Below are 20,267 nucleotides of genomic sequence, written 5' to 3'. Positions count from 1 at the left end.
TCAAGTGTTGCAATAGCTAAGGTAGTAATGAAAATTCTGCTAGTAGAAGACGATGAGACGACAGCTAATGTCCTAGCACAAGAACTCACTACCCATCACTACACTGTTGAAATAGCGGCAGATGGTCAAATGGCTTTGGCACTGGCTCAAGACCTTCACTACGATCTGCTCGTGCTGGATATTGTTCTCCCTAAGCTGGATGGAATTAGTCTTTGTCGCCGACTGCGATCGCACGGTTTACAGATGCCGATTTTGCTGTTGAGTGCCAAAGACAGCACCAGCGATCGGGTAATTGGTTTAGAAGCAGGAGCCGATGATTATCTGGTCAAGCCTTATGAAATGTCAGAATTAATCGCTCGGATTCAGGCTTTACTGCGAAGGGGAAGTTCTAGCTTACTGACTATGTTGACCTGGGAAAAGCTTCAGCTTGACCCCGATGCCATTCAAGTTACTTATAGCGGAAAAGCCTTACACCTGACCCCGAAAGAGTTCAGCATACTAGAGCTTTTTCTCCGCAATCCCCGACGTATTTTCAGCCGCAGTGCCATCCTAGACCGCATCTGGTATAGTGGTGAATTTCCACAAGAGGAAGCCGTTTCCACTCAAATCAAAGGTCTGCGCCAGAAGCTAAAAGCAGCGGGAATGACTAGAGATTTGATTGAGACAGTATACGGATTGGGTTATCGACTCAAACAACTACCGAAAGATTCCCTCTCGCCAACGATTTCTCCAGAAAAGACGCAGAATGCTGCGATGGCGACCGCAGACAAGCGCGAAGCTCAAGCCAAAGTGCAGGCAGTTATTCAACAAGTATGGGATACATTCAAACAAACTTTAGAATCGCATATCGTGCTGTTCGATCGAGCGATCGCCCAAATCTCTACCGGAAATCTCGATCTGGGACTGCGAACTTCTGCTCGGATGGAGGCGCATCGCTTGATTGGTTCGCTGGGTTCATTTGGCTTCCCAAAAGGTTCGGAGGTGGCGCGGCAGATCGAACAGTTGCTAAGCTTAGAGTCTTTGGGCGAAAATGAGGCGCGGCAACTGGAAGAATTGGTGGTGCGTCTCAAGCAAGCTGTGGAAGACAAGCCATCTACAACGGCGACGAATCCCCCTTTAAAGATGAGGTCGGGTCGGTTGCTGGTGGTCGATGATGATGTAGTGTTGGCCGAAGAGGTCAAAAGGGAAGCGATCGTTTGGGGTTTTCAGGTAGAAGTAGCAACAGACCCAACGGCTGCAAGAAAATCGATTGCGCGCCATCCACCTGATGCTATTGTCCTAGACCTCACCTTTCCCCACACGACAGAGAACGGACTGACTCTACTAGCTGAACTGGCGCAACGAGATCCCAGGATTCCGGTGTTAGTGTTGACAGCACGCAATCAGTTAAGCGATCGGGTAGAAGTAGCGCGTTTGGGCGGAAATGTCTTTTTAGAGAAACCAATTAGCCCAGAAGAAATTGTGAAAGCAGTGTCTCAGGAACTCAAACGCACCCAGAAACCGGAAGCCAGAATCCTAATTGTCGATGACGATCTTCAGGTACTAGCAGCTTTGTCCAATCTGCTGGAACCGTGGGGTTTTCACGTTAGAACTTTGGCAGACCCTAAGCTATTCTGGCAGACACTCCAAGCCAGTACGCCTGACTTGTTGATTTTAGATGTAGAAATGCCTGATTTTAGCGGTATTGAACTCTGCCAGGTGGTTCGCAGCGACCCACGCTGGAGTGAGTTGCCCGTGCTGTTTCTCTCAGGCCATAATGATACTGCGATCGTACATCAGGTGTTTGCTGTAGGTGCAGATGACTACATACAGAAACCGATTATCGGGCCCGAACTAATTGCCCGTATCCTGAATCGGCTGGAACGAACCCGAATCCTACACAGATTTGCAGAAATTGATGAGCTAACTGGCACTACTACGCGGCGCAAATCCATCCAGGATCTAGAGCTATTACTAAATATGGCACAGCGCCAAAATCAGCCGATGTCGTGCTATACCAAGCGAAGGCAATGGGACGAAATCGAGTTTTGGTGTCGAGTACCCCTACCGGGTGTGCAACGAAACGATCGCAAATAAAGTGAACTAAGTAGCCTGCCCCAGAAATACTCAACTATGCCAAAACGCTCAAATTCTTGCTCTGACTGGATATCAATGATTTACATTTCGTTACATGACGCAGGAAATTTAGGGCAGGCTACTTATAGCGTTTTTTAGTTGAGTGAGATCGTTTATGGAAAGAAAACCTCTTAATTTTATTATTCCTTTTATACTCGCAGTCGTTTTTATCGGTTTTGGCGATAAGTTTTTACCGCAACCGTTAAGCGGCGCAAGCGTGCAAACTCGAACTACTCTCAATAATTTTATGCTGGGTTTGTTCCCGAAAAAAAATATCAAGAACCCGAACGACGAACGGAACAAACAAATTGAAGATTTTGAGAGACAGCGTTAAGAATAAAGACAATCCGATCGCTCGAAAACTGGGCGAATAACCGTCGCTTCCTACCCAAAAGCATTCCCAAGGGAGTGTCAAACCGTAAAAATTAGCGATCGCGCAATTCAGAAGCCAGTTTCTCTAAATCGTCTTTCAGCAATAGCGTCACCTGACCGTTCAACGGTTTTCCGTCCTCAGCGTAAGTTACTTCAACCCAGTAAGCAAAACGCTTGCCTTCGCGCAGTTCGCCTCGCTGCGCCCCGAGGGAGGGAAGATTCTGCCGCCGCCCTTGCTCTAGGGTATCAGCATGGGGGTAGCTGTAGAGCAAAGACGCGAGGGCATAGTCATTATAGATATCCAAGCCGTAGATCGCGCGTAGGGACTCTTCTAAGCGCTGCATTGGTACGCCGTTAACGATATCGACGATCTCGAACTTTTCGCTGCGAATGCGTCCGGGAGTCGTGGGAACGCTGATGCGCCCCGGCGGAAGGGCAGAAGCTTGGAAGCGAAAGCGTCGAGAGGGCGTATCTTCTCGTCGAACGGTCAAGCTATTACCCGTGGTTGGCTGTAAAGTGGGGTTAGCATTCATCCAGGTTAAGACGGCTTCGGTACGCTCGCCCGGTAAGGCAAAGGCGGGATTGACCGTGAGGGCTGCCGATACCGCGATCGAGAAAAGCGACCCAATTTGAAAGGATTTCATACGCTTGGTGCTGAATCTTCGGTTGTGGAAAGTAGGGGACGCGATCGCCTTTAATTATCGAGCAATTATCGAGGCGATCGCATCTCGCGCTAAGAATTGGTTTCCTGTGACGGTCTGAAGGGTTCGCTATCGCGGAACAAGCCTCGGAATCGCGTGCCATTCGTGCGGTACAGCGTCCCCGTTCCATGCGGCAAAGCTTGCCGATATTCCCCAACGTAGCGATCGCCATTCGGATAGGTGCAAGTTCCTTTACCATCCAAAGCCTGATTGAAAAACTGACCTTGGCAGCGTCCGCGTTCTCTGCCATCGACGACATGAATAAAGGTTCCTTTACCAAACGGTTGCCCCGCAAAGAACTCCCCGACATAGCGGCTACCGTTGGCAAACCTAAAAGTTCCCCGTCCTCCCGGCTGACTGCTGACTTCGCCAGAACTCACGTCCCGAACGACGGTAAAGGTTCCATCATAAACATCGCCGTTGGGGTAAATTGCTCGTCCCGACCGGAACACGCCATCGATAAAATTTCCTTCATAACGAGCATCGTCTTGGAAGATAAAGCGTCCTCGCCCGTTAGGAAGACCGTTACGAAACTCGCCCTCGTAACGATTGCCGCCAGCATAGACAAAAGTACCGCGACCGCTGGGCAAGCCATTAACGAGATAGCCCACGTAGTTATCGCCGCCTTCATAGTTGCAGCGCGTAAAGCCCGATAATACGGCGGGACGGCAAACGGGAGGTCTTTTTTGGCTTCCCTGGGAAGGATTGTTTTGAGCGATCGCGGTTTGAGGGAGACTGATTCCTCCCGCGAGTTCGACCAGCGCTGCAACAGCCAGCGCTGCACCAAACCGCTTGTTGAGACTTCGCTTCTTAGTGTTTGTCTTATCCATCGATCCTGCCTGCATTAAAGGGTGCTTTATTTGCCGTAGCGCAACGTACAGTGCCTAAAAAATCGATCGCGTCGGCGATCTTTGCTGCAATTATACTCCCCCAAGAGGGTGACTGCGGCGATCGGGGTTCGCGTTTCTCTCTGTCCTTAAAACTTTTTTACGGTGCGACAAATACCCTCCGAGTTTCCCGTAAAACATCATTCCTGAATTGTAGTCCTAAGTAACACAACAATCGACGCTCGCGCTCTCAGCAATTCTCAGCACCGCATCTGCCTGAATTGACCGAAAGCTCTAAAGCTAGCTCATTCTACTCGTTTCAATCAACTCATCTGTTCGTTTCGATGCTATCGAACGGGCTGGTTGTGCTGTGGCGATCGAGCGTCCCGCATTTACAGGAAATCATGAAATTTTTGCAACTCCTAACAACAACTGCTTTCACCGTCGCGATCGCTTCTTCCTCAGCAACAGCAGCAGAAATTATCGCAACGCAGACGAATGAAACCATCGGCAATGGCCTTCAAGTTTACAGCGTGCGGCTCGTGGACGACAGCGGCAATACGGTTAAAACCGTTCGTGCCGTCTCCGGGCGCGCCGGTCAACAAACGCCCTCGAATCGCGCCGGTTCGCAAACGCCGCTTCCGTTTGGAGTTTATCGCTTTGACAATCCCGGCAGCGTTATCAACGTCGGGGGCGAGTTTGGCGGCGCTTGGTCTGCGATTACACCGACCTTCTCTACGGAACGTAGCGGTCTCGGCTTGCACTACGACCCTTCAGCCTTCAAAAATAACGGTCAGGCGGGAACGGCTGGATGTTTGGCAACACCGACGGTTGCAGAACGAGATCTCGTATCCAACTTCATTCGCACCTATCGACCGACGCAGTTATCTGTGATTAGCGAACAGTTAATACCAATTAAAAATTAAAAATGAAGAAAACTAGATATATTAGGGGTTTCAGCCTCAAGATGTATCGTCCGAACTTGGAGAATTGGTATAACAGCGATCGGCGAACACTCAGCAGTTATTAACGAACGACTCTAAAAAGCAGTTGAAAAGAATAAAATAACCTCGACTTCTCAGAATAGGAAATCGAGGTTGACGGAAAATTTGAGGTTAGATGGAAATTAAGCGATCGCTGCCATCTTCACATCGTTGTTAGCGAGCAACTCTTGCAGTTCATCGGCATCCACTGTTTCTTTTTCAACTAACATATCTGCCAATTTGTCAAGCAGTCCTCGGTTCTCATCTAACACTTGTCGGGCGCGAGTATAAGCGCGATCGACGAGTTGACGAACTTCCTCATCGATGGTTGCGGCGGTTTCGTCGGAAAAGTCGCGATCGCTCGCAATTTCTCGTCCTAAGAAAACGTTACCGCTCTGGCGACCCAAAGCCACCGGGCCGAGGCGCTCGCTCATCCCAAAGCGCATCACCATCTGGCGAGCGACGCGGGCGACTTGTTGTAAATCGCTGGCTGCTCCGGTCGTCACTTCTTCTTCGCCGAAGATGATTTCTTCAGCAACGCGACCGCCCAAAGCAACCGCCATTTGATTTTGCAGGTAAGCGCGGGAGTAAAGCCCCGAATCCATGCGTTCTTCGCTCGGCGTGAACCAGGTCAAACCGCCAGCGCGACCGCGAGGAATGATACTAATTTTTTGTACGGGGTCGTAATCGGGCATCAGCGCGCCGACGAGGGCGTGTCCCGCTTCGTGGTAAGCGACGAGTTGCTTGCGCTTCTCGCTCATAACGCGATCTTTCTTCTCAGGACCAGCTAAAACGCGATCGATCGCGTCGTTAATCTCATCCATCGAAATTTCTGTCAAGTTGCGGCGCGCGGCTAAAATTGCAGCTTCGTTGAGCAAGTTCGACATATCCGCGCCGGTAAAACCGGGAGTGCGGCGGGCGATGCGCTCTAAATCTACATCTTTACCCAAGGTCTTACCGCGAGCGTGAACGTTGAGGATTTCCACCCGTCCGGCGTAATCCGGGCGATCGACGACCACTTGGCGATCGAAACGACCGGGACGCAACAGGGCTGCATCCAAGACATCGGGGCGGTTCGTTGCGGCAATGATAATGATTCCGGTATTGCCTTCAAACCCGTCCATTTCGGTCAGAAGTTGGTTGAGGGTTTGTTCGCGTTCGTCGTTACCGCCGCCTAAACCCGCACCGCGACTGCGACCGACCGCATCGATTTCATCGATGAAGACGATACAGGGCGCGTTGGTTTTGGCTTGCTCGAATAAGTCGCGCACGCGAGACGCACCGACCCCAACGAACATTTCGACGAATTCCGAACCGGAGATACTGAAGAAGGGAACGCCTGCTTCGCCTGCAACGGCGCGAGCGAGTAAGGTTTTACCCGTTCCCGGAGGTCCCACCAGGAGAACGCCTTTAGGGATTTTTGCACCAACGGCGGTGAAGCGATCGGCGTTTTTGAGGAAATCGACGACTTCGCTCAGTTCTAACTTGGCTTGCTCGATTCCGGCTACGTCGCCAAATGTGACTTGCGTTTGAGGCTCCATTTGAACTCTAGCCTTCGATTTGCCGAAGTTCATCGCTTGGGAACCCGGGCCGCTTTGGGCGCGACGCAACAGAAAGAATAAGCCAACCAGTAATAAAATAGGGAAGAATAGACCGCTGAGGGTTCGTAACAAAGCCCCTTCGTTGTTGGGCGGAACGATCGCAATATCGACTTTATTAGTGGTGAGAATATCGATCAGTCCGTCGTCTCTGGGCAAGATGACTTCGACTTTCGTGCCGTCCTGAGAATCAAATTTAGCGCGGCTGCGGTCTGCGCTCAGTTGGACGCGCTCGACTTGACCTTTTTGAACGGCTTGAACGAACTGGGTATAGTTCCAGGTTTTGCGGACTTCTCGCTCGCTATCTAAAAATGTTGCTCCTAAAGCAAGGACAACGATTAAAAGCAGGGCATACAAGCCTGCGTTACGCCATTTTTTATTTTTGTTCACTCGCTCGCTCTCCTGGGGGTTGACGATCTGTTAGTACCGCTCTGGGCGGAATTCAAGATTTAAAACTGAAAATGCAAATCTGCTTGTATTAATTTATGTTAACGCTTCTCAGGAAAAATAGCACGTCAGTGTAAGGGACAAGGGGAAATGCTGGGTTTGTTTCGAGGAAGCGATCGCAACTGAAATGAAAATTTAGCTGTCAATTTCAGCCAATGCGGAGGTTGGGCGGCACGCGCTCGACCCAACCTCGCCGAATTCCGTGCGATCGCGTTTAGCTGCGATGCGATCGCTTAAGATAGTTCCGTATTGGGAAAGGTTTGTCGGAACTCATCGAGCAGTTCGTCTAATTCTTCCAACGCCTGGTTGACATCTAAACGCAGCGTTCCCAGATGGGGCTGTTCGAGCAGAGTCACTAAAAATTCGCGTTGACCTTTAATTTTAACCACTTTTTCTTTGAGAGTCTGCGCGTCCATTGAATTTCTCCTTGCAAGTTAGCACCTTCGTATTTTGACACAACCGAGTTTTGGCTCGGTTTAACTATCGGGCGAGAAACTGGCGATAATTTGCTCGAAGGCGCGTTGATAGGTTTGAGATTTAGCAGCGTCGCCCCCTCGAGCTTCGAGTTCTGCCTTGCTAATCGCTGCGATGCGATCGCCCTGACGACTGGCGAAGAGAACATTTTTCTGCGAGTAGAGCGCATCGGAACTGAAGAAAAGCGTAGGGCGATTCGATAGGAGCATTTCTCGAACATCTTCCTTAAGAAGACCGAAATACTCGTTTCCCGACCCTTGCAGCCATTTTCGCAGCGGTAAATGCTGGGGATTGGGATAAGTCGAGATCGCTAAATGGGGCGGCAGTTCCGTTCCGCCCGCGTACCTGCCCTCCCGAACGGCGCGGTAATCTTCGGTAGCCCAAACCTTTATCGTGCTTCCTTTTTCCTCAATGGTTAACTCTTGGGGATAGGAAAAACTCAATCCGAGACGTTCGCTGCGGTAAGTGAGAGCGGAGTCCGGTTCGGCGCTAACGCCTGCGGCACTTAACAGTGCGGGCGGTACGGGGAGAGATTGACAAGCGCTCGTCAGTCCCAAAACAGACAAGAGCAAAACGCAAGGGAGTTGTTGCAGGGCTAATTGAGGCATCTTTGAGATATTCCCTTTCTATTCAACGCTGAACCTCGTTTCAAACGAGCGAGCGATCGCTCCGGAGGAAAACGCGATCGCCAATTCGGAATTTTGAACGTAACGCCGCAAGAGTAGCGGTATAGTTTTGATACAGTATCTAAGACCCAGAAACAGACCGCTAATATTTTAGAGATTTTTTCAGATTATGGACCCTAGCGCGCTTCTCGACCGATATCGCCTTGGAGAACGAAGCTTTCTCGAAGTGAAACTCCTAGAAGCCGAATTGATTCATGTCGATCTCAGCGGCGCGGATTTCAGTGGTGCGGATTTGCGGCAATCTCGCTTGGGGCGCACTAATTTTCATCGGGCGCGTTTAGCGGCTGCCGATCTCAGCGAAGCCTTACTCTGGGGAACGGATTTAAGCGATGCCGATTTATCGCGGGCGCTGCTGCGGGAAGCCGATTTGAGTGGAGCAAAACTCGTTGGCACGCTTTTAGAAGGCGCAAATTTGTGTAAAGCGATTGTCGGCGGCGCAAACTTGACCTCAGCTAACTTATCCAACGCGATTTTATTTGAAGCCGATTTACGCCCGACTTCGGATCAACGCACCGATCTGGGCAGTGCGAATTTGAGCGGTGCGGATCTCAGTTATGCCAAGTTGAATGGCGCGCTCTTGTGTCGGGCAAATTTGGAAGGAGCCAAACTCTGTCGGGCGAGTCTCGGTACAATCCATTATGCGGAGAAACTTGCGACCGATTTAAGCGAAGTTAACCTGCGGAATGCGGATTTGAGCTATGCCGACTTAAGCGGCGCGATTTTACGCAAGGCAGACTTATCAGGAGCGGATCTCACCGGAACGATCTTAACTGAAGCCGATCTTGCAGGCGCAATTTGGCCCGATGGGTCAAGACGGCATTAAAAGGCGCTTGTACCCTGCGTCAGTTTCTTCCTCTGTATCTTCGTCAGCATCAGGCTGGCGTTTTTTTTATATAAATTTCTGTGTCGATGCGATCGCGATCGCATTATGCCTCCTCCCTATGAATTATCTTAGGTAAAGAACAGGTTAAGCTTAGTTTAAGACTAGGGGGTATGGTGTTATGACAACTTTACTGACCCGTAAGAGTGCGCTCTCGACGCAATCTGCGCCTTTAGCTGCGCCGCAGCAACAATCTTCGACGAGTTCGAGTCAACCGGAAACTCGTCCTTTAGTCGCGCGTTGGCTGCGCGATGAAAACAATCGCCTGTACTGCGAGTGGGTTCACTCCAGTTAGGATTTGCGATCGAGTCTGGCAGCTAGGAATTGATGGATGAGAGAAAGAAATGTTGCGATGCAATGATAACAGGGCTATTCTCTCATCAGTCTTTCCGGCAACTAAGCGACTGCTTTCTGCTGCAAGCCTGCGATCGAGCATAACAGATTGCTAACGCCAGCAGTTCGCGCTCGAACTAAGATCCGTTAAAAATATTCACAATTTCTTCACACTCTCCTCACCAGATCTTCTTTAACCTAGAGTTAAGAAGAGGATCTGAAAATTGTTAAAAGGACTTACCGAGTACAGCGCAAACAGGGATGTGGATTAATCCCGACTCAATTCTAACAATTAAATCAGGTTTATCTGTCATTTCTAACTTCTAACTTATTAACCGAATCGGGCGCTCTCTCGATTCAAAACATCGATTTATCTGAAAGTCGAGAAAAACGGTTTTTAAAAGTCGAGTGAGAAAGACATTAATAGTTGAGTCGCTTTTAAATCCACACGATCGGGGCTGTAACTCCTAATATAACAGGAGAGAAATTAAAATGATTGTAAGAGATAATCAAGTCTGGTGTCCGGCTTTAGAGGTAAAAGAAACTTCAACGCATCTGATCTTAAAAGCGGAAATACCCGGTTTAAAAGTTAAAGACTTGGAAATTCAGATCGAGCGGGATGTGCTGTCAATATCGGGAGAACATCACAAGCACAACCAGCCCTCCGAACAAGAGCTATTCCCATCGGAACTCCATTACGGCGAATTGAAATGCGATTTTCCGCTACCCGTTCCGGTTCAAAAAGATTCTGTTCGCGCCGAGTTGGTGGATGGGATTTTGACGTTAATGATGCCGAAAGTTTAACCCTAATAGATATAGGGATAATGAATAATGGATGAATTACTGACTTAAGAAAGAACAAATTGCCTGTAGAGACGTTGTATACAACGTCTCTACAGATAATTTCGTCGGGTGAAACAGCGCCCACCAGCCTTAAGTCAGTGCCATTCATCCATCATCAATTAGTCTCTCTTCGTTATCCATTATCAATTATCAATTATCCATTATCTTCGGGTTGATAAGTAGAGACAACTTGCAATTCCTTAAGTTGCTTTTCATCAACGCTGGAGGGCGCATCGGTTAACAAGCAGCGCGCTTGCTGGGTTTTGGGGAAGGCGATGACATCGCGAATCGATTCTTCGCCACTCAGCAACATGACGAGGCGATCGAGTCCGTAGGCAATGCCGCCGTGGGGAGGCGTACCGTATTCAAAGGCTTCGAGAAGGAAGCCGAATTTTTGCTGGGCTTCTTCTTTCGATAAACCGATCGCGGCGAACACTTGCTCTTGAATCTCTTTTTGATAGATGCGAAGACTGCCACCGCCTACTTCTATACCGTTATAAACGAGATCGTAAGCTTGGGAACGAGCCGTTTTTAGATCGTCCAAATCTTCGAGATTCGGGGCGGTAAAGGGGTGATGCAAGGCTTCATAACGCTTCTCATCGGCGTTCCATTCAAACAGCGGAAAATCTGTCACCCATACGAGATTAACCTTCTCCTCGTCGATGAGTCCGAGTTGTTGTCCGATGACTTGACGAAGGCGATCGAGAGACTTGTTAACAGTAGCAGCATCGCCTGCACCAAAGAGGAGTAGATGTCCGGGTTTTGCGCCGACGCGATCGAGCAGTTCTTTGGTTTGTTCTTCGTTAAGGTTATCTTTAATCGCGCCGATCGTGTCGATGTTTCCGCCTTCTTTAACGCGAATATAGGCAATGCCTTTTGCACCTGCGATCGCGGCTTCATTGAACAAATCCCCACCCGGTTTAATCCGAACGTTAGAAATTGTATCGTTCCCGCCGGGAATGGGCAGAACTTTAATAATTCCGCCTTGTTTGACGGCAGTTGAAAAGACTTTAAAACCGCTATTTCCCAACAGATCGGATACTTCCACCAGTTCTAACCCAAAGCGGGTATCTGGGCGATCGCAGCCGTATTTTTCCATCGATTCGGCGTAGGTGAGGCGGGGGAAAGGACGGGGTAGATCGACACCGCGAACGGTTTTAAAGATATGGCAAACCAAATCTTCATTTAGTTGTAGAATTTCTTCTTGGGACATGAAACTCATTTCCATGTCGAGTTGGGTAAATTCCGGCTGGCGATCGGCGCGTAAGTCTTCATCGCGGAAACAGCGGGCGATTTGGTAGTAGCGATCGCACCCTGACACCATTAGCAATTGCTTAAACAGTTGCGGCGATTGGGGCAGGGCGTACCACTGTCCGGGGTTAACGCGGGCGGGAACGAGGTAATCGCGCGCGCCTTCTGGAGTGGAACGGGTGAGAATCGGGGTTTCAACTTCAATAAACCCGCGTTCGTCTTCTAGGAAGCGGCGAATGCTTTTAACGACTTGATGGCGCAGTTGCAGGTTGCGGTTCATGCGATCGCGTCGTAAATCTAGATAGCGGTACTTCAAGCGCAACTCTTCTTTCACCGACTCGTTTTCAAAGCTGGAAACTTGGAAGGGAAGCTGCTTGCGTACTGCATTGAGGACTTCGATGCGATCGGCGTAAAGTTCGATTTCGCCCGTCGGCAGTTTGGGATTGAGGGATTCGGGCGGACGCGCGCTGACTCGCCCCGTCACTCGCACCACGTATTCATTGCGCAACGCATCTGCATCTGAGTAGGAATCGGGCGTGCGTTCCGGATCGCTGACAACTTGGATAACTCCGGCGCGATCGCGCAGATCGATAAATATAACTTTACCGTGGTCGCGACGGCGATCTACCCAACCGCAGAGCGTGACCGTTTCGCCGGTATGATGGGTTCTGATGTCGCCACAATAGTGAGTTCGCATAGGGTTACGATTTAGGAATTACTTTTATAGAGTTTAAAGCTTAAAAAGTATAGCAGGAGTCGGTCGGTCGGAATCCGAGTCCTGCTGGGCGGAATGAAAATTCGCTTCGCCACCAAGCTTATGGCGCGATCGCTCGAGGGGAGGGAGGGGTTTTAGGCTTTTTGTGCGCGATCGGGCCGAGTCGGGGGAGGGGGGTGCAAGATGGCGATGTTTTTTTGAGGGTTTATTATAAGTTTCGATAAGCGGGATATAGATTGCTATAAAGGGAAAACTCGAACATAGTTGTCGCGTGAAGTTCGCGATCGCAATTCTTGTAGATAGCGATCGCGAGGGTTAACATTCGCGCCAAAGACGGTCACGACTTGATAATCGCCTAAATCCGCAATCCACACGGGTGAAGGCTTAACTGGTTTTTTGACCTGACCGCATAGATTGCCATCATATATTTTTTTAAGTGTCCTCTGACTATCATTATCATTTTTACTATCAGCATTGACTTTAAAACTATTGCAATGTAATACACTCAGAGCATAGGGCTTATGATTATCCGAATTACCTGTACAAATGATGATTTTACAGTAGCCATCGACCGCATTTAACCACTTTTCTTCAGTCACCCGACCCACCAGCTTCGGATTGTGATAATCGAGCGGAATTTCCGTCACTTTTTCTAACGCATGATAGAACTCGACTAATCGTTTTTTAAACTGTTTTTGAAACTCTTGTATCGTATTGGGGAGAGTCCAAAGCTCATCATCACTGTCGAGGCAGAATGTAGAACCACGATACAAAGGAATACCGCGTCCTTCCCTCGAATAGCAAGGTCGTCTCGCACCTTGACCGATTCCACCCAAATTAAACATCAACCAAGTTAACTCTTTATAAAGCCTTGTCAATTCCTCTTTCTTCTGTCTCGATGCTTCAGGAGAAAGAGATAAAACTAGAGTCCCCTGCTGCTTATCACAAGACTCTTTCTGACCTCTCACATTATGCCGAGCCTCTTTTTCAATCTTTTTACCATCAATAATGTTCACTTTCAAATAACCATATTCTCGTTTGGGGTCAATTCCACCAAACAGTTTGGCTTCCCATTCCTGCACTTGTTTAAAAGAAAGAACGCCTAAAGCAAAAGCGCGGAACCAGTACCTTAGCATCGATTTAAAGGCAACCGGGCGGACTTCTGCTTCGGCAATCCCTCGCATTTGCCACTCATTGCGGCGGTCGTTCCAATTCCATTGAGTAAACTTTTTATATCCGTGAATTAGTTGCCCTTCTAAAGAAAATTCAACGCGGAAAAACTCTTTGGTTGGGTGTCCCGCACCGGCTGTAAACAGTTCGCCATAGCCAGTATTGACTTGCGAGCCAATCCCCGATCGCATTCCTTCAATTAACCAAGTTTTAACTTTCTCTAAAACTCGCTCGTCCTGGCAACCTGTTGCCAAGCGCAGACCGATTAAAAAAGTCGGTTCTTTTAACGATAAAAAAGGATTGGGATTAGGCGAATAGTCGGGGCGTTCTCCTTCCCACTTCCAAATGTTATTCGCCATATCCATTGCTAACCCCCCTTTTTCGCTGGGGACAGGGTAAGCATCGAGAAAGACGACTTTTCCAGCGCGATTGGCTTTCTCTTCTACTTCTAGAGAACCGAAGTAAGGAGCAACTTTTTTATCGGCATCATCCCAAGTTAATTTTTGCTTTTTCATCAGTTCGCGAATGGCTTGATTTCGCGCGACTCCCCGCAGAGTTGCAGAGGGAATGTAGGGCATTCCGAGAGCATCGAAAGCAGGAAGTAAAATGTTTTCTGGGCCTTTAGTTCCGCCTACGCGAATGCGCCAAGGACATTTGACTTGAAAGGTAACTTGTGCGATTATTTCAGTCCGTTTGACCAGTTGTTTGAGTCGTTCTCGGTAGTTCGCGTTCTCCGTTGCTAAATGCAAAATTTGGACTTTTGTCTCATCTTTATATTCCGAGTCTGGGGCGCGCATCCAACGCAAATATTCCACAAAACTAGCGGTTGGAGTTGGAGAGGGTTCGTTGTTTTCATCTAACCAAGGAGAAGGTTCGTTTCGCCCGTTATTACCGCCCCCTTGCCCTCCTCCACCATGATTGCGCCCCCCGCCATTCCCTCGATTTTGTCTGGAAGAATCGATAACTTTTTTCGCTTTTTGAACGGGGCGTTGAGTGGAATTCGGTTTATTGGGGCGCTGTATAGGGTTAGGACTCATGATTACTGGTCTCCTTTAATATCGTGATAAACGGCATTCGCCCAAAAGCTGAATTCATTAGCGAGTTCGAGTCCTAAACCCATTAAGCCTAAGTATTCATCGGCTTGTAGACCTTTGAGGACATCTAATCCGCGATCGGTAGCAAGATCTTTTGTATCTGAACTCGCTGCTAAATTTTCTAAACAGGAAAAGTATTTTTGGATAACTTCCCTTTTACCGTATTGCTCGATTTTCGCTTTATCCTCTACTCTCGTAACTTCTGGCTCTCCTAACTTCCTTTTGTCTAAATATTTCTCTTCAGCCTTACAACGCATTAGCCCCCAAGTCGAAATATAGGTATAAAGTTCGATCGCCTGATTTTTTTGCTCCTTGAGGTGGTTATAGTAAATTTTTTTATCGATTTCCCTTGTGGCTTTCTGCCAAGCCTCTTCGTAGGGACGGCGTAAGTCTGATAAAGCCTTGTAAACAGGCTCACTTAAAGTTCGCGGATCGAAAATATTCATCTTGACTAATAACTGATAACTGTTGACTGTTGACTGAAATAGATATTTCGTAGGGTGGGCAGCGCCCACCAGCCTTAAGTTAGTGTCATTTGTTGACTTGTTGACTGAAATAGCCTTCTATCCCAACCACTGTTGAACGAAACCGCGTCCCAAGCTTTCTTGTCCGCCGATTTGCAAGATTGTGTTGTTGCCGAGCAACGCTTTAAAATCGGTCTCGGACTGTTGGCGAGAGCCATTCGCCTGAGAAGTAATTCCCCAAGGAAAATAGACGAGAGTATCGGGAGGAATCGCTTCTTCGTACCGAAAACCGCCACTCACATTTTTGTGTTCGTCGAGTTTGACTTTGACTTGTCGCCACAATCCCATTTGAATCAGCGTTTCGCAGTGGCGATCGGGAATGACAAGAAGACGAGTAATATTATTAGTTTCTGCCGATTTAGGGACAAATTCTTGCCAATTCTTCCACTCTTTCAAATCATTAGCTTTCAGCACGGCATCTTTTAAGTAAACGCTCGTATTGCTTTGCTTGAAACTACAGCTATATTCAGTCGGAATCTTGCTAGGTAAAGCATTGAGTCTCGCCCAACGTTGTAGTAACATCGGAGAACTAATCCAAACCACGCCATGACTGAGAGAAGGGACGGGCAGCCATAAAATCGAGCCATCGCCAATCCAGATGTCACCCTGCACGAGCTTGTTGGAATCAGTTGAGCCGCCGCTATTTTCTTCACCCGATTTAAGCTCGGTGCCAAATAATTTGTACTGCTTCTTCTTATCGGTTTCGCTCGCGCGCAGTCTGCCGCGAATCGTGCTGGAGGGAAGATAGGGGATGTTGGTGTGAGATTCGCGAGCAATACCGAGCAGGTTTCCTTCTTGAGTTGCACCGCCGGTATGCAGGGGCGAAAGTAGATAGAGATAGACTAAGTTAATATTCATTTATTTTGACCTCGTTTTTGTTCTACTTCTAAAAGAGATGAGAGTTCTTTATTAAGCCGGTCGAAGGGATTATCGGAGGTTGAGCTACCGATTTTTTGTAGTATCTTTTTCAAGGCATTTAGGATTTCTCCTTTTTTTTCAATTTTAGAAATTCCTTTTAAGTCATGGATATAATCATTGCGCTGTCCGCAATAGTTCTCTAAGCTTTCGATAAGAGGTAACAGTTCTGAATCTCGCGAATCGGGTTGGTAATCTAGGATTGCCTTTAAAGAAATCCGACTAAAATGTTGACCTCTGTCATCGAGAGTTTGAAGTTTTTTACCATTTTTTAAAATGTAATTTTCTAAAAATAAATTAAGTTTTCCACCATCAAAAGTAGAAATTTGATTTTTGACTTTTTCTTCATTCCGTTCCCAACTCGCTTGAACCTCATTCGGTAATGTTTTTTGTACAACGAGCAAACGCAGTAAGGTTTCTTGAAAGGAAAAGAGCAGTACGAGTAAGTCGGAATACTCTTCCTTTTTATCTTTAATCTGTATCTTGCTATAAATTTCCTCGAGTAAGGCTCTTTTGTCTTTTCTTCTGAGGGCGGCTAGTTGGGGTAAGACTGTCTCAGTAAAAGGTAGGGGTAAGTTTTGAATGCTATTGAAAGCGCGATCGAAGTCAAAAGCTAAACGGTACTGTCCGTAATTCAGTAATGCTTCTATTTCTGAACTGTGAAGATTACTCAGTTTTAAGTCTACGAAAGCGCCGCTGTAGTTGTAGTTTGCGATTTGACGCTTGATGACTTGAATATCAAATTCATCTTTAAGAACGGAGACATCATTGAGAAAAACAGCCTCTTGACCGGGCTTGATTTCTCGAGGATCGCGAACTTGCCAAACTTTGCTGTTTGGCGGCGTTTTTCCTGCTGCCTCAAGAATACTCCAAGAAGATTTCATGACGGGAGTTCCGGAAGAAGCATTGAATTCTAAACAATCGCCTTCTACCCAATCTTGTTGCACTGTTTCGATCGCGCGGTAAGCTTCTCTCGAGGCGAGCAATAAATTCACCGGATCGTCTGATAGTTCTGAACAGACTGGAATAATCTCGATTTGCGATCGCGCGATTTTTACGTCCGTCTCTAACCAGTCCTCTGTCGCTTCCGCTCGTTCTTGCGTTCCTTGCGTGCAGAGTAATATTACTTTTTTAAAAGAAATACCCTGACCCATCAAGTATCTTACTAAGGTGACGATTGAGCCTTCTTTTTCAGAATTATCGGAGTAGGGGTCTTGCTTCCCGACGAAGGTAATAAGAATACTAGCCATGAAATTTGTTACTAAATGATGAATGACAAATTACTATTGAGGAGATTCTGAGGTGCAATCTATCCAGAGAAGTTCGGAATATCCTAACTGCCGCCAGTGCTGATTGTTGGGAGATTCTAGGTCTAATCCTTGAGGAATGTTTAAGTAATAACTGCTTCCAGGAGGAGCCGCAAAAACTTGCGGTGCGGGGATGCTCGTGTCTTTAGCCTTATCCTTAATCCTGCAACTAATCGGTACGGCGCTCGCAGTTGCTACGCTGACAAGATTGCCCGGAGTTTGATTGCTGTTAGTCGTATGAACGAGACTCCATTCCCAAGGGTAAGGGCGACAATAGGATTTGCTTTCTTGGTAATTCGCGGGATTTTTGCGGCGAAGGCGCTCAAATACGCCGGGAGTTACTAAATAAGCGATCGCGCGTCCTCCTTTTGCTTGATTTTGCTGCGATAATGCTTGCAGTTCGTTCCATTGTTTATCCAGTTCCGCACAACGTTCGACGATCGCGCGGTGTCCTTCTCCCCCCAGTCGAATCGTAGCGGGAACCTGCGGTAGTTCTGCTTTTAAACCAATGGCTAAACTCCAACCGGGATGCAGGCGAATAGCGTTTTCAACGAAGTAACCGTCTGCATCTTTGACTTGGCGCGTTCCGGTTTCTAGGGTATTGTGCGATCGCGTTTCGACCTTCCAAAGTTTTTCGGGTTTCCCTTTGTCCAACAGCCAGTCTTCGCACTCTAGTTGTTCTCCGTTCAGCAGCTTACGGACAGTTTTGTATGAAAAATACTTCCGACAGTCGCGGTCATTTTTGCTTTCTAAATCGGCTTGATTCGATGAACTTTTTTCGAGAAGTAAAGGTTCCGGTTTGCGACGATCCCATACCATTCTACGGGCAGAATGATTTTCTGGCAACCAGGAAATTGGCGTTAAACGCTGCGAATTTACATAGTTTAACGGAGAAGGAAAATAAAGTGTTTTTCCATTGCATAAAAACGGCCCGCATAGTTCTATTTTACCGCTCTCTTTATCTGTTAAGTCATGACTGATGAGTTGGCGAATTGCTCCGGCGATCGCGTGTCCGTTGGGAGGAAAAACACTGCCCGCCCAAGCTCGTTCGCCGGGAGTGAAGGGTTTTGCATCTCGGAAGAGAAGAATGTCGAGAGGAGTGAGAGTATACCAGTACATTAGTGAATCGTTGAAACAGGTACATTAATTGTGAAAATCGCGAATTTCAATTTTGCGACTGCGGATGATAAAGGCGGCGAGTTTGAGCCAGCTTTTGATTTCTGCGTCGCGACGATTTGGGACAGAATTTTGCCATAAGCTCGTTAAAAAGTTGGTCAAAGTATCGGAAAAATTATTTTTCAATTGTTCGTCACCTTGCAGGGTTTCTCGACGGGAAATAAAAGCTTTTACCCAAGGCTCTATTGCAGCTTCTACGGGTACAGGATGTTGTTCCCAAAGTTGCGCGGCGTTTTCAAACAAAGCGCTATCGACTTCGAGTTCGAGAAGTTTACGCCATTGCTCGAAGGTAGCAAATTTTGCCGTTGCCTTGAGGATATTACCGTTACCGTAAATCACTCGCACTTGAACTGCATCTTTTGTTAGTTTTTGCTCATTTTCATGCTCTTTTGCTTCTTTTTCCCCTTTCCAAAGGTTTTCGAGCGCGATCGCGAGCGGGACGGATTGATGGGCGATGACAATTCCGAAACTGATAGTTGCATTGCGCCCCATCGTAAATAACGGACGTTTAAAAGCAGGGTTTTGAGTTGGAGAATCAGTATTTTTCCACTGCCAATAATCCCCCCTAGAATCGCCGCCTTCAAACTCACCTTTTGGGTCTACTTTCCCTTGGAAACAGGAGCGCACATCCCACAACCAATTGTCCCATTCCCAAATGTTGGTATAAGCGAGAACGTCATCGCCGCCACCGTAAATTAATCGTCCGGCGTAACGTTCTTCGGTGAGGTAGGGAAGGAGTTGGTTGGAAAAGTCAAGGAGGGCGCGACTGAGGGCGCTGTGAGTTGCCGGCCCCATGCGTTTGCTAACTTTAGTAAACTCTGAAAAAGGCTGTTTTAAAACGTCTGGAAGTTCCTCAATTTTGTCCGGTAATGCTTCGGGAAAATAATCTTGATAAGGCTTCAATTTAGTCCCTTTGAGCCATTCGCCCATGCTGTCGCCATCGCCTGCGGCAGTAACATACCAATCGGTTGGATTGCTGCCGGGTGGGAAATAACTCGCGATCGCGTCTCGGACTTTTTCTAGTTCTTTCTGTTTTTCGCGCTTAAATTCCTCAAAACTAAGGTTATCGTTGCCAGCCCGAAAGTCTTCAATCGCCCAACCCGCATTTAACAGGCGAGGATGCGGCAGTTGAAGCTTGCTTTTTTCAACCCAAGGAATTCCCCAAGCTTGCTGGTTCGTTGCTTCAGCCCATTTAAATTCGTGGCAAAGTTCGCGACAAATTTCTCTATATTTTTCAACCGCTGGGGAAGATGTTCCTTCCTTTTGAATCGTCTCGCGCAACCAGCCAGCAACTCCTGCTGAAAGGTCGGGATAATAATATTCTTGACGAGGGAGAGAACTTTTTAAAAGGTTGGGTAAAACTTTATGCAGTCCGCGCTTGAGAACTTCGGTTGCATTCAGTTCTTCAATGCCATCAAACAATCCCATATCTTTTTGCCAAAGCTGGCGGGTTTCACCTTCTGTTACCCAATCTTTTCCACCGTTATTGGCATGAACGACCGGGCCGATACCGGAAATTGTAGAACGCGGCCCAAAGGCGGTGGGTAATTGCCAACTGCGGGCATTTTTAACGGCAGTGAGGCTGAGTCGAGTTAAATCGAAATATTGCGCCCACCACGAACCGACATTGAGATTCGGACGTTTCTCAAAACCGACGGTTTTTTTCTGCGCTTTCAAATATTCTCGCCAGCTTTCTGTATAAGTCGCTTCAAGAAACTCTGATTCTTTTGGATCTAATAGTTCTTCTCGAGGAGTCGTAAATTGATTTTGTCTATCTTTCCAAGTTTTATAGCACTTCTTCTTGCTGCGCGGAGAACGATTTAAATCTGCTTCTGGGTCGCCGAACGGAACAGCCG

18 protein-coding genes are annotated in these 20,267 nt (G+C 47.7%); 6 read left to right on the top strand and 12 right to left on the bottom strand.

Going from position 1 to position 20,267, the window contains the following annotated elements; translation table 11 throughout:
- Positions 1-27: 27 nt before the first annotated feature.
- Together H6G50_RS04860 and H6G50_RS04855 are read left to right on the top strand one after the other, a co-directional pair.
- The gene (locus H6G50_RS04860; protein WP_190713825.1) at positions 28-2,076 is read left to right on the top strand and encodes a response regulator; all 2,049 of its coding nucleotides are present in this window, start codon (positions 28-30) and stop codon (positions 2,074-2,076) included.
- Between the two features lie 154 nt (positions 2,077-2,230).
- Complete coding sequence (locus tag H6G50_RS04855; protein ID WP_190713823.1) at positions 2,231-2,449, top strand: hypothetical protein; 219 nt, start codon at positions 2,231-2,233, stop codon at positions 2,447-2,449.
- Between the two features lie 91 nt (positions 2,450-2,540).
- Here the strand turns inward: H6G50_RS04855 and H6G50_RS04850 are convergent, their stop codons facing one another.
- Positions 2,541-3,131, bottom strand: a complete 591-nt coding sequence (locus tag H6G50_RS04850; RefSeq protein WP_190713821.1) for a hypothetical protein — start codon at positions 3,129-3,131, stop codon at positions 2,541-2,543.
- 89 nt (positions 3,132-3,220) lie between these two features.
- Positions 3,221-4,018, bottom strand: a complete 798-nt coding sequence (locus H6G50_RS04845; RefSeq protein ID WP_190713819.1) for an MORN motif-containing protein — start codon at positions 4,016-4,018, stop codon at positions 3,221-3,223.
- Between the two features lie 341 nt (positions 4,019-4,359).
- On the opposite strand from H6G50_RS04845, the gene H6G50_RS04840 reads away from it, so the two are divergent.
- Positions 4,360-4,941 (top strand): SH3 domain-containing protein, encoded by a 582-nt coding sequence (locus tag H6G50_RS04840; protein WP_190713817.1) that lies wholly within the window; start codon positions 4,360-4,362, stop codon positions 4,939-4,941.
- Positions 4,942-5,141: 200 nt separating this feature from the next.
- On the opposite strand, the gene ftsH3 is transcribed toward H6G50_RS04840, so the two are convergent.
- From ftsH3 to H6G50_RS04825, 3 genes are all read right to left on the bottom strand, one after another.
- Complete coding sequence (gene ftsH3, locus H6G50_RS04835; RefSeq protein WP_190713815.1) at positions 5,142-6,986, bottom strand: ATP-dependent zinc metalloprotease FtsH3; 1,845 nt, start codon at positions 6,984-6,986, stop codon at positions 5,142-5,144.
- 290 nt (positions 6,987-7,276) lie between these two features.
- On the bottom strand, positions 7,277-7,459 hold the full coding sequence (locus tag H6G50_RS04830; protein ID WP_190713813.1) for a hypothetical protein: 183 nt from the start codon (positions 7,457-7,459) through the stop codon (positions 7,277-7,279).
- A gap of 60 nt (positions 7,460-7,519) precedes the next feature.
- Positions 7,520-8,125: a hypothetical protein gene (locus H6G50_RS04825; RefSeq protein ID WP_190713811.1), complete on the bottom strand. Its 606-nt coding sequence runs from the start codon at positions 8,123-8,125 to the stop codon at positions 7,520-7,522.
- Between the two features lie 187 nt (positions 8,126-8,312).
- On the opposite strand from H6G50_RS04825, the gene H6G50_RS04820 reads away from it, so the two are divergent.
- The 3 genes from H6G50_RS04820 (at position 8,313) to H6G50_RS04810 (ending at position 10,220) form a co-directional block, all read left to right on the top strand.
- Complete coding sequence (locus tag H6G50_RS04820) at positions 8,313-9,026, top strand: pentapeptide repeat-containing protein (protein WP_190713810.1); 714 nt, start codon at positions 8,313-8,315, stop codon at positions 9,024-9,026.
- A 178-nt stretch (positions 9,027-9,204) separates the two neighbouring features.
- The gene (locus tag H6G50_RS04815; protein WP_190713808.1) at positions 9,205-9,378 is read left to right on the top strand and encodes a hypothetical protein; all 174 of its coding nucleotides are present in this window, start codon (positions 9,205-9,207) and stop codon (positions 9,376-9,378) included.
- Positions 9,379-9,908: 530 nt separating this feature from the next.
- Positions 9,909-10,220 carry an Hsp20/alpha crystallin family protein gene (locus H6G50_RS04810; RefSeq protein WP_190713806.1) on the top strand — a complete coding sequence of 104 codons (312 nt, stop codon included), beginning with the start codon at positions 9,909-9,911 and terminating at the stop codon, positions 10,218-10,220.
- A 193-nt stretch (positions 10,221-10,413) separates the two neighbouring features.
- Here the strand turns inward: H6G50_RS04810 and aspS are convergent, their stop codons facing one another.
- From aspS to H6G50_RS04775, 7 genes are all read right to left on the bottom strand, one after another.
- Positions 10,414-12,207, bottom strand: a complete 1,794-nt coding sequence (gene aspS, locus H6G50_RS04805) for an aspartate--tRNA ligase (protein ID WP_190713804.1) — start codon at positions 12,205-12,207, stop codon at positions 10,414-10,416.
- A gap of 257 nt (positions 12,208-12,464) precedes the next feature.
- The gene (locus H6G50_RS04800) at positions 12,465-14,432 is read right to left on the bottom strand and encodes an RAMP superfamily CRISPR-associated protein (RefSeq protein WP_190713802.1); all 1,968 of its coding nucleotides are present in this window, start codon (positions 14,430-14,432) and stop codon (positions 12,465-12,467) included.
- Between the two features lie 2 nt (positions 14,433-14,434).
- The gene (locus tag H6G50_RS04795; protein WP_190713800.1) at positions 14,435-14,935 is read right to left on the bottom strand and encodes a hypothetical protein; all 501 of its coding nucleotides are present in this window, start codon (positions 14,933-14,935) and stop codon (positions 14,435-14,437) included.
- Positions 14,936-15,052: 117 nt separating this feature from the next.
- Positions 15,053-15,871, bottom strand: a complete 819-nt coding sequence (cmr4, locus tag H6G50_RS04790) for a type III-B CRISPR module RAMP protein Cmr4 (protein WP_190713799.1) — start codon at positions 15,869-15,871, stop codon at positions 15,053-15,055.
- The gene (locus tag H6G50_RS04785; protein ID WP_190713797.1) at positions 15,868-17,178 is read right to left on the bottom strand and encodes a hypothetical protein; all 1,311 of its coding nucleotides are present in this window, start codon (positions 17,176-17,178) and stop codon (positions 15,868-15,870) included. Before H6G50_RS04785 ends, cmr4 begins: the two co-directional genes overlap by 4 nt.
- A gap of 33 nt (positions 17,179-17,211) precedes the next feature.
- Positions 17,212-18,354, bottom strand: coding sequence for a type III-B CRISPR module-associated Cmr3 family protein (locus H6G50_RS04780; RefSeq protein ID WP_190713794.1), 1,143 nt, complete (start codon positions 18,352-18,354; stop codon positions 17,212-17,214).
- Between the two features lie 24 nt (positions 18,355-18,378).
- A complete protein-coding gene (locus H6G50_RS04775; RefSeq protein ID WP_190713792.1) occupies positions 18,379-20,088 on the bottom strand; it encodes a hypothetical protein in 1,710 nt (569 codons plus the stop codon).
- Between the last annotated feature and the right edge of the window lie 179 nt (positions 20,089-20,267).

It is taken from the genome of Oscillatoria sp. FACHB-1406 (genome assembly GCF_014698145.1).
GTDB lineage: Bacteria > Cyanobacteriota > Cyanobacteriia > Cyanobacteriales > Spirulinaceae > FACHB-1406.
The sequence above is the reverse complement of the archived record's forward strand: the minus strand, read 5'-3'. Positions and strand labels throughout refer to the sequence as shown.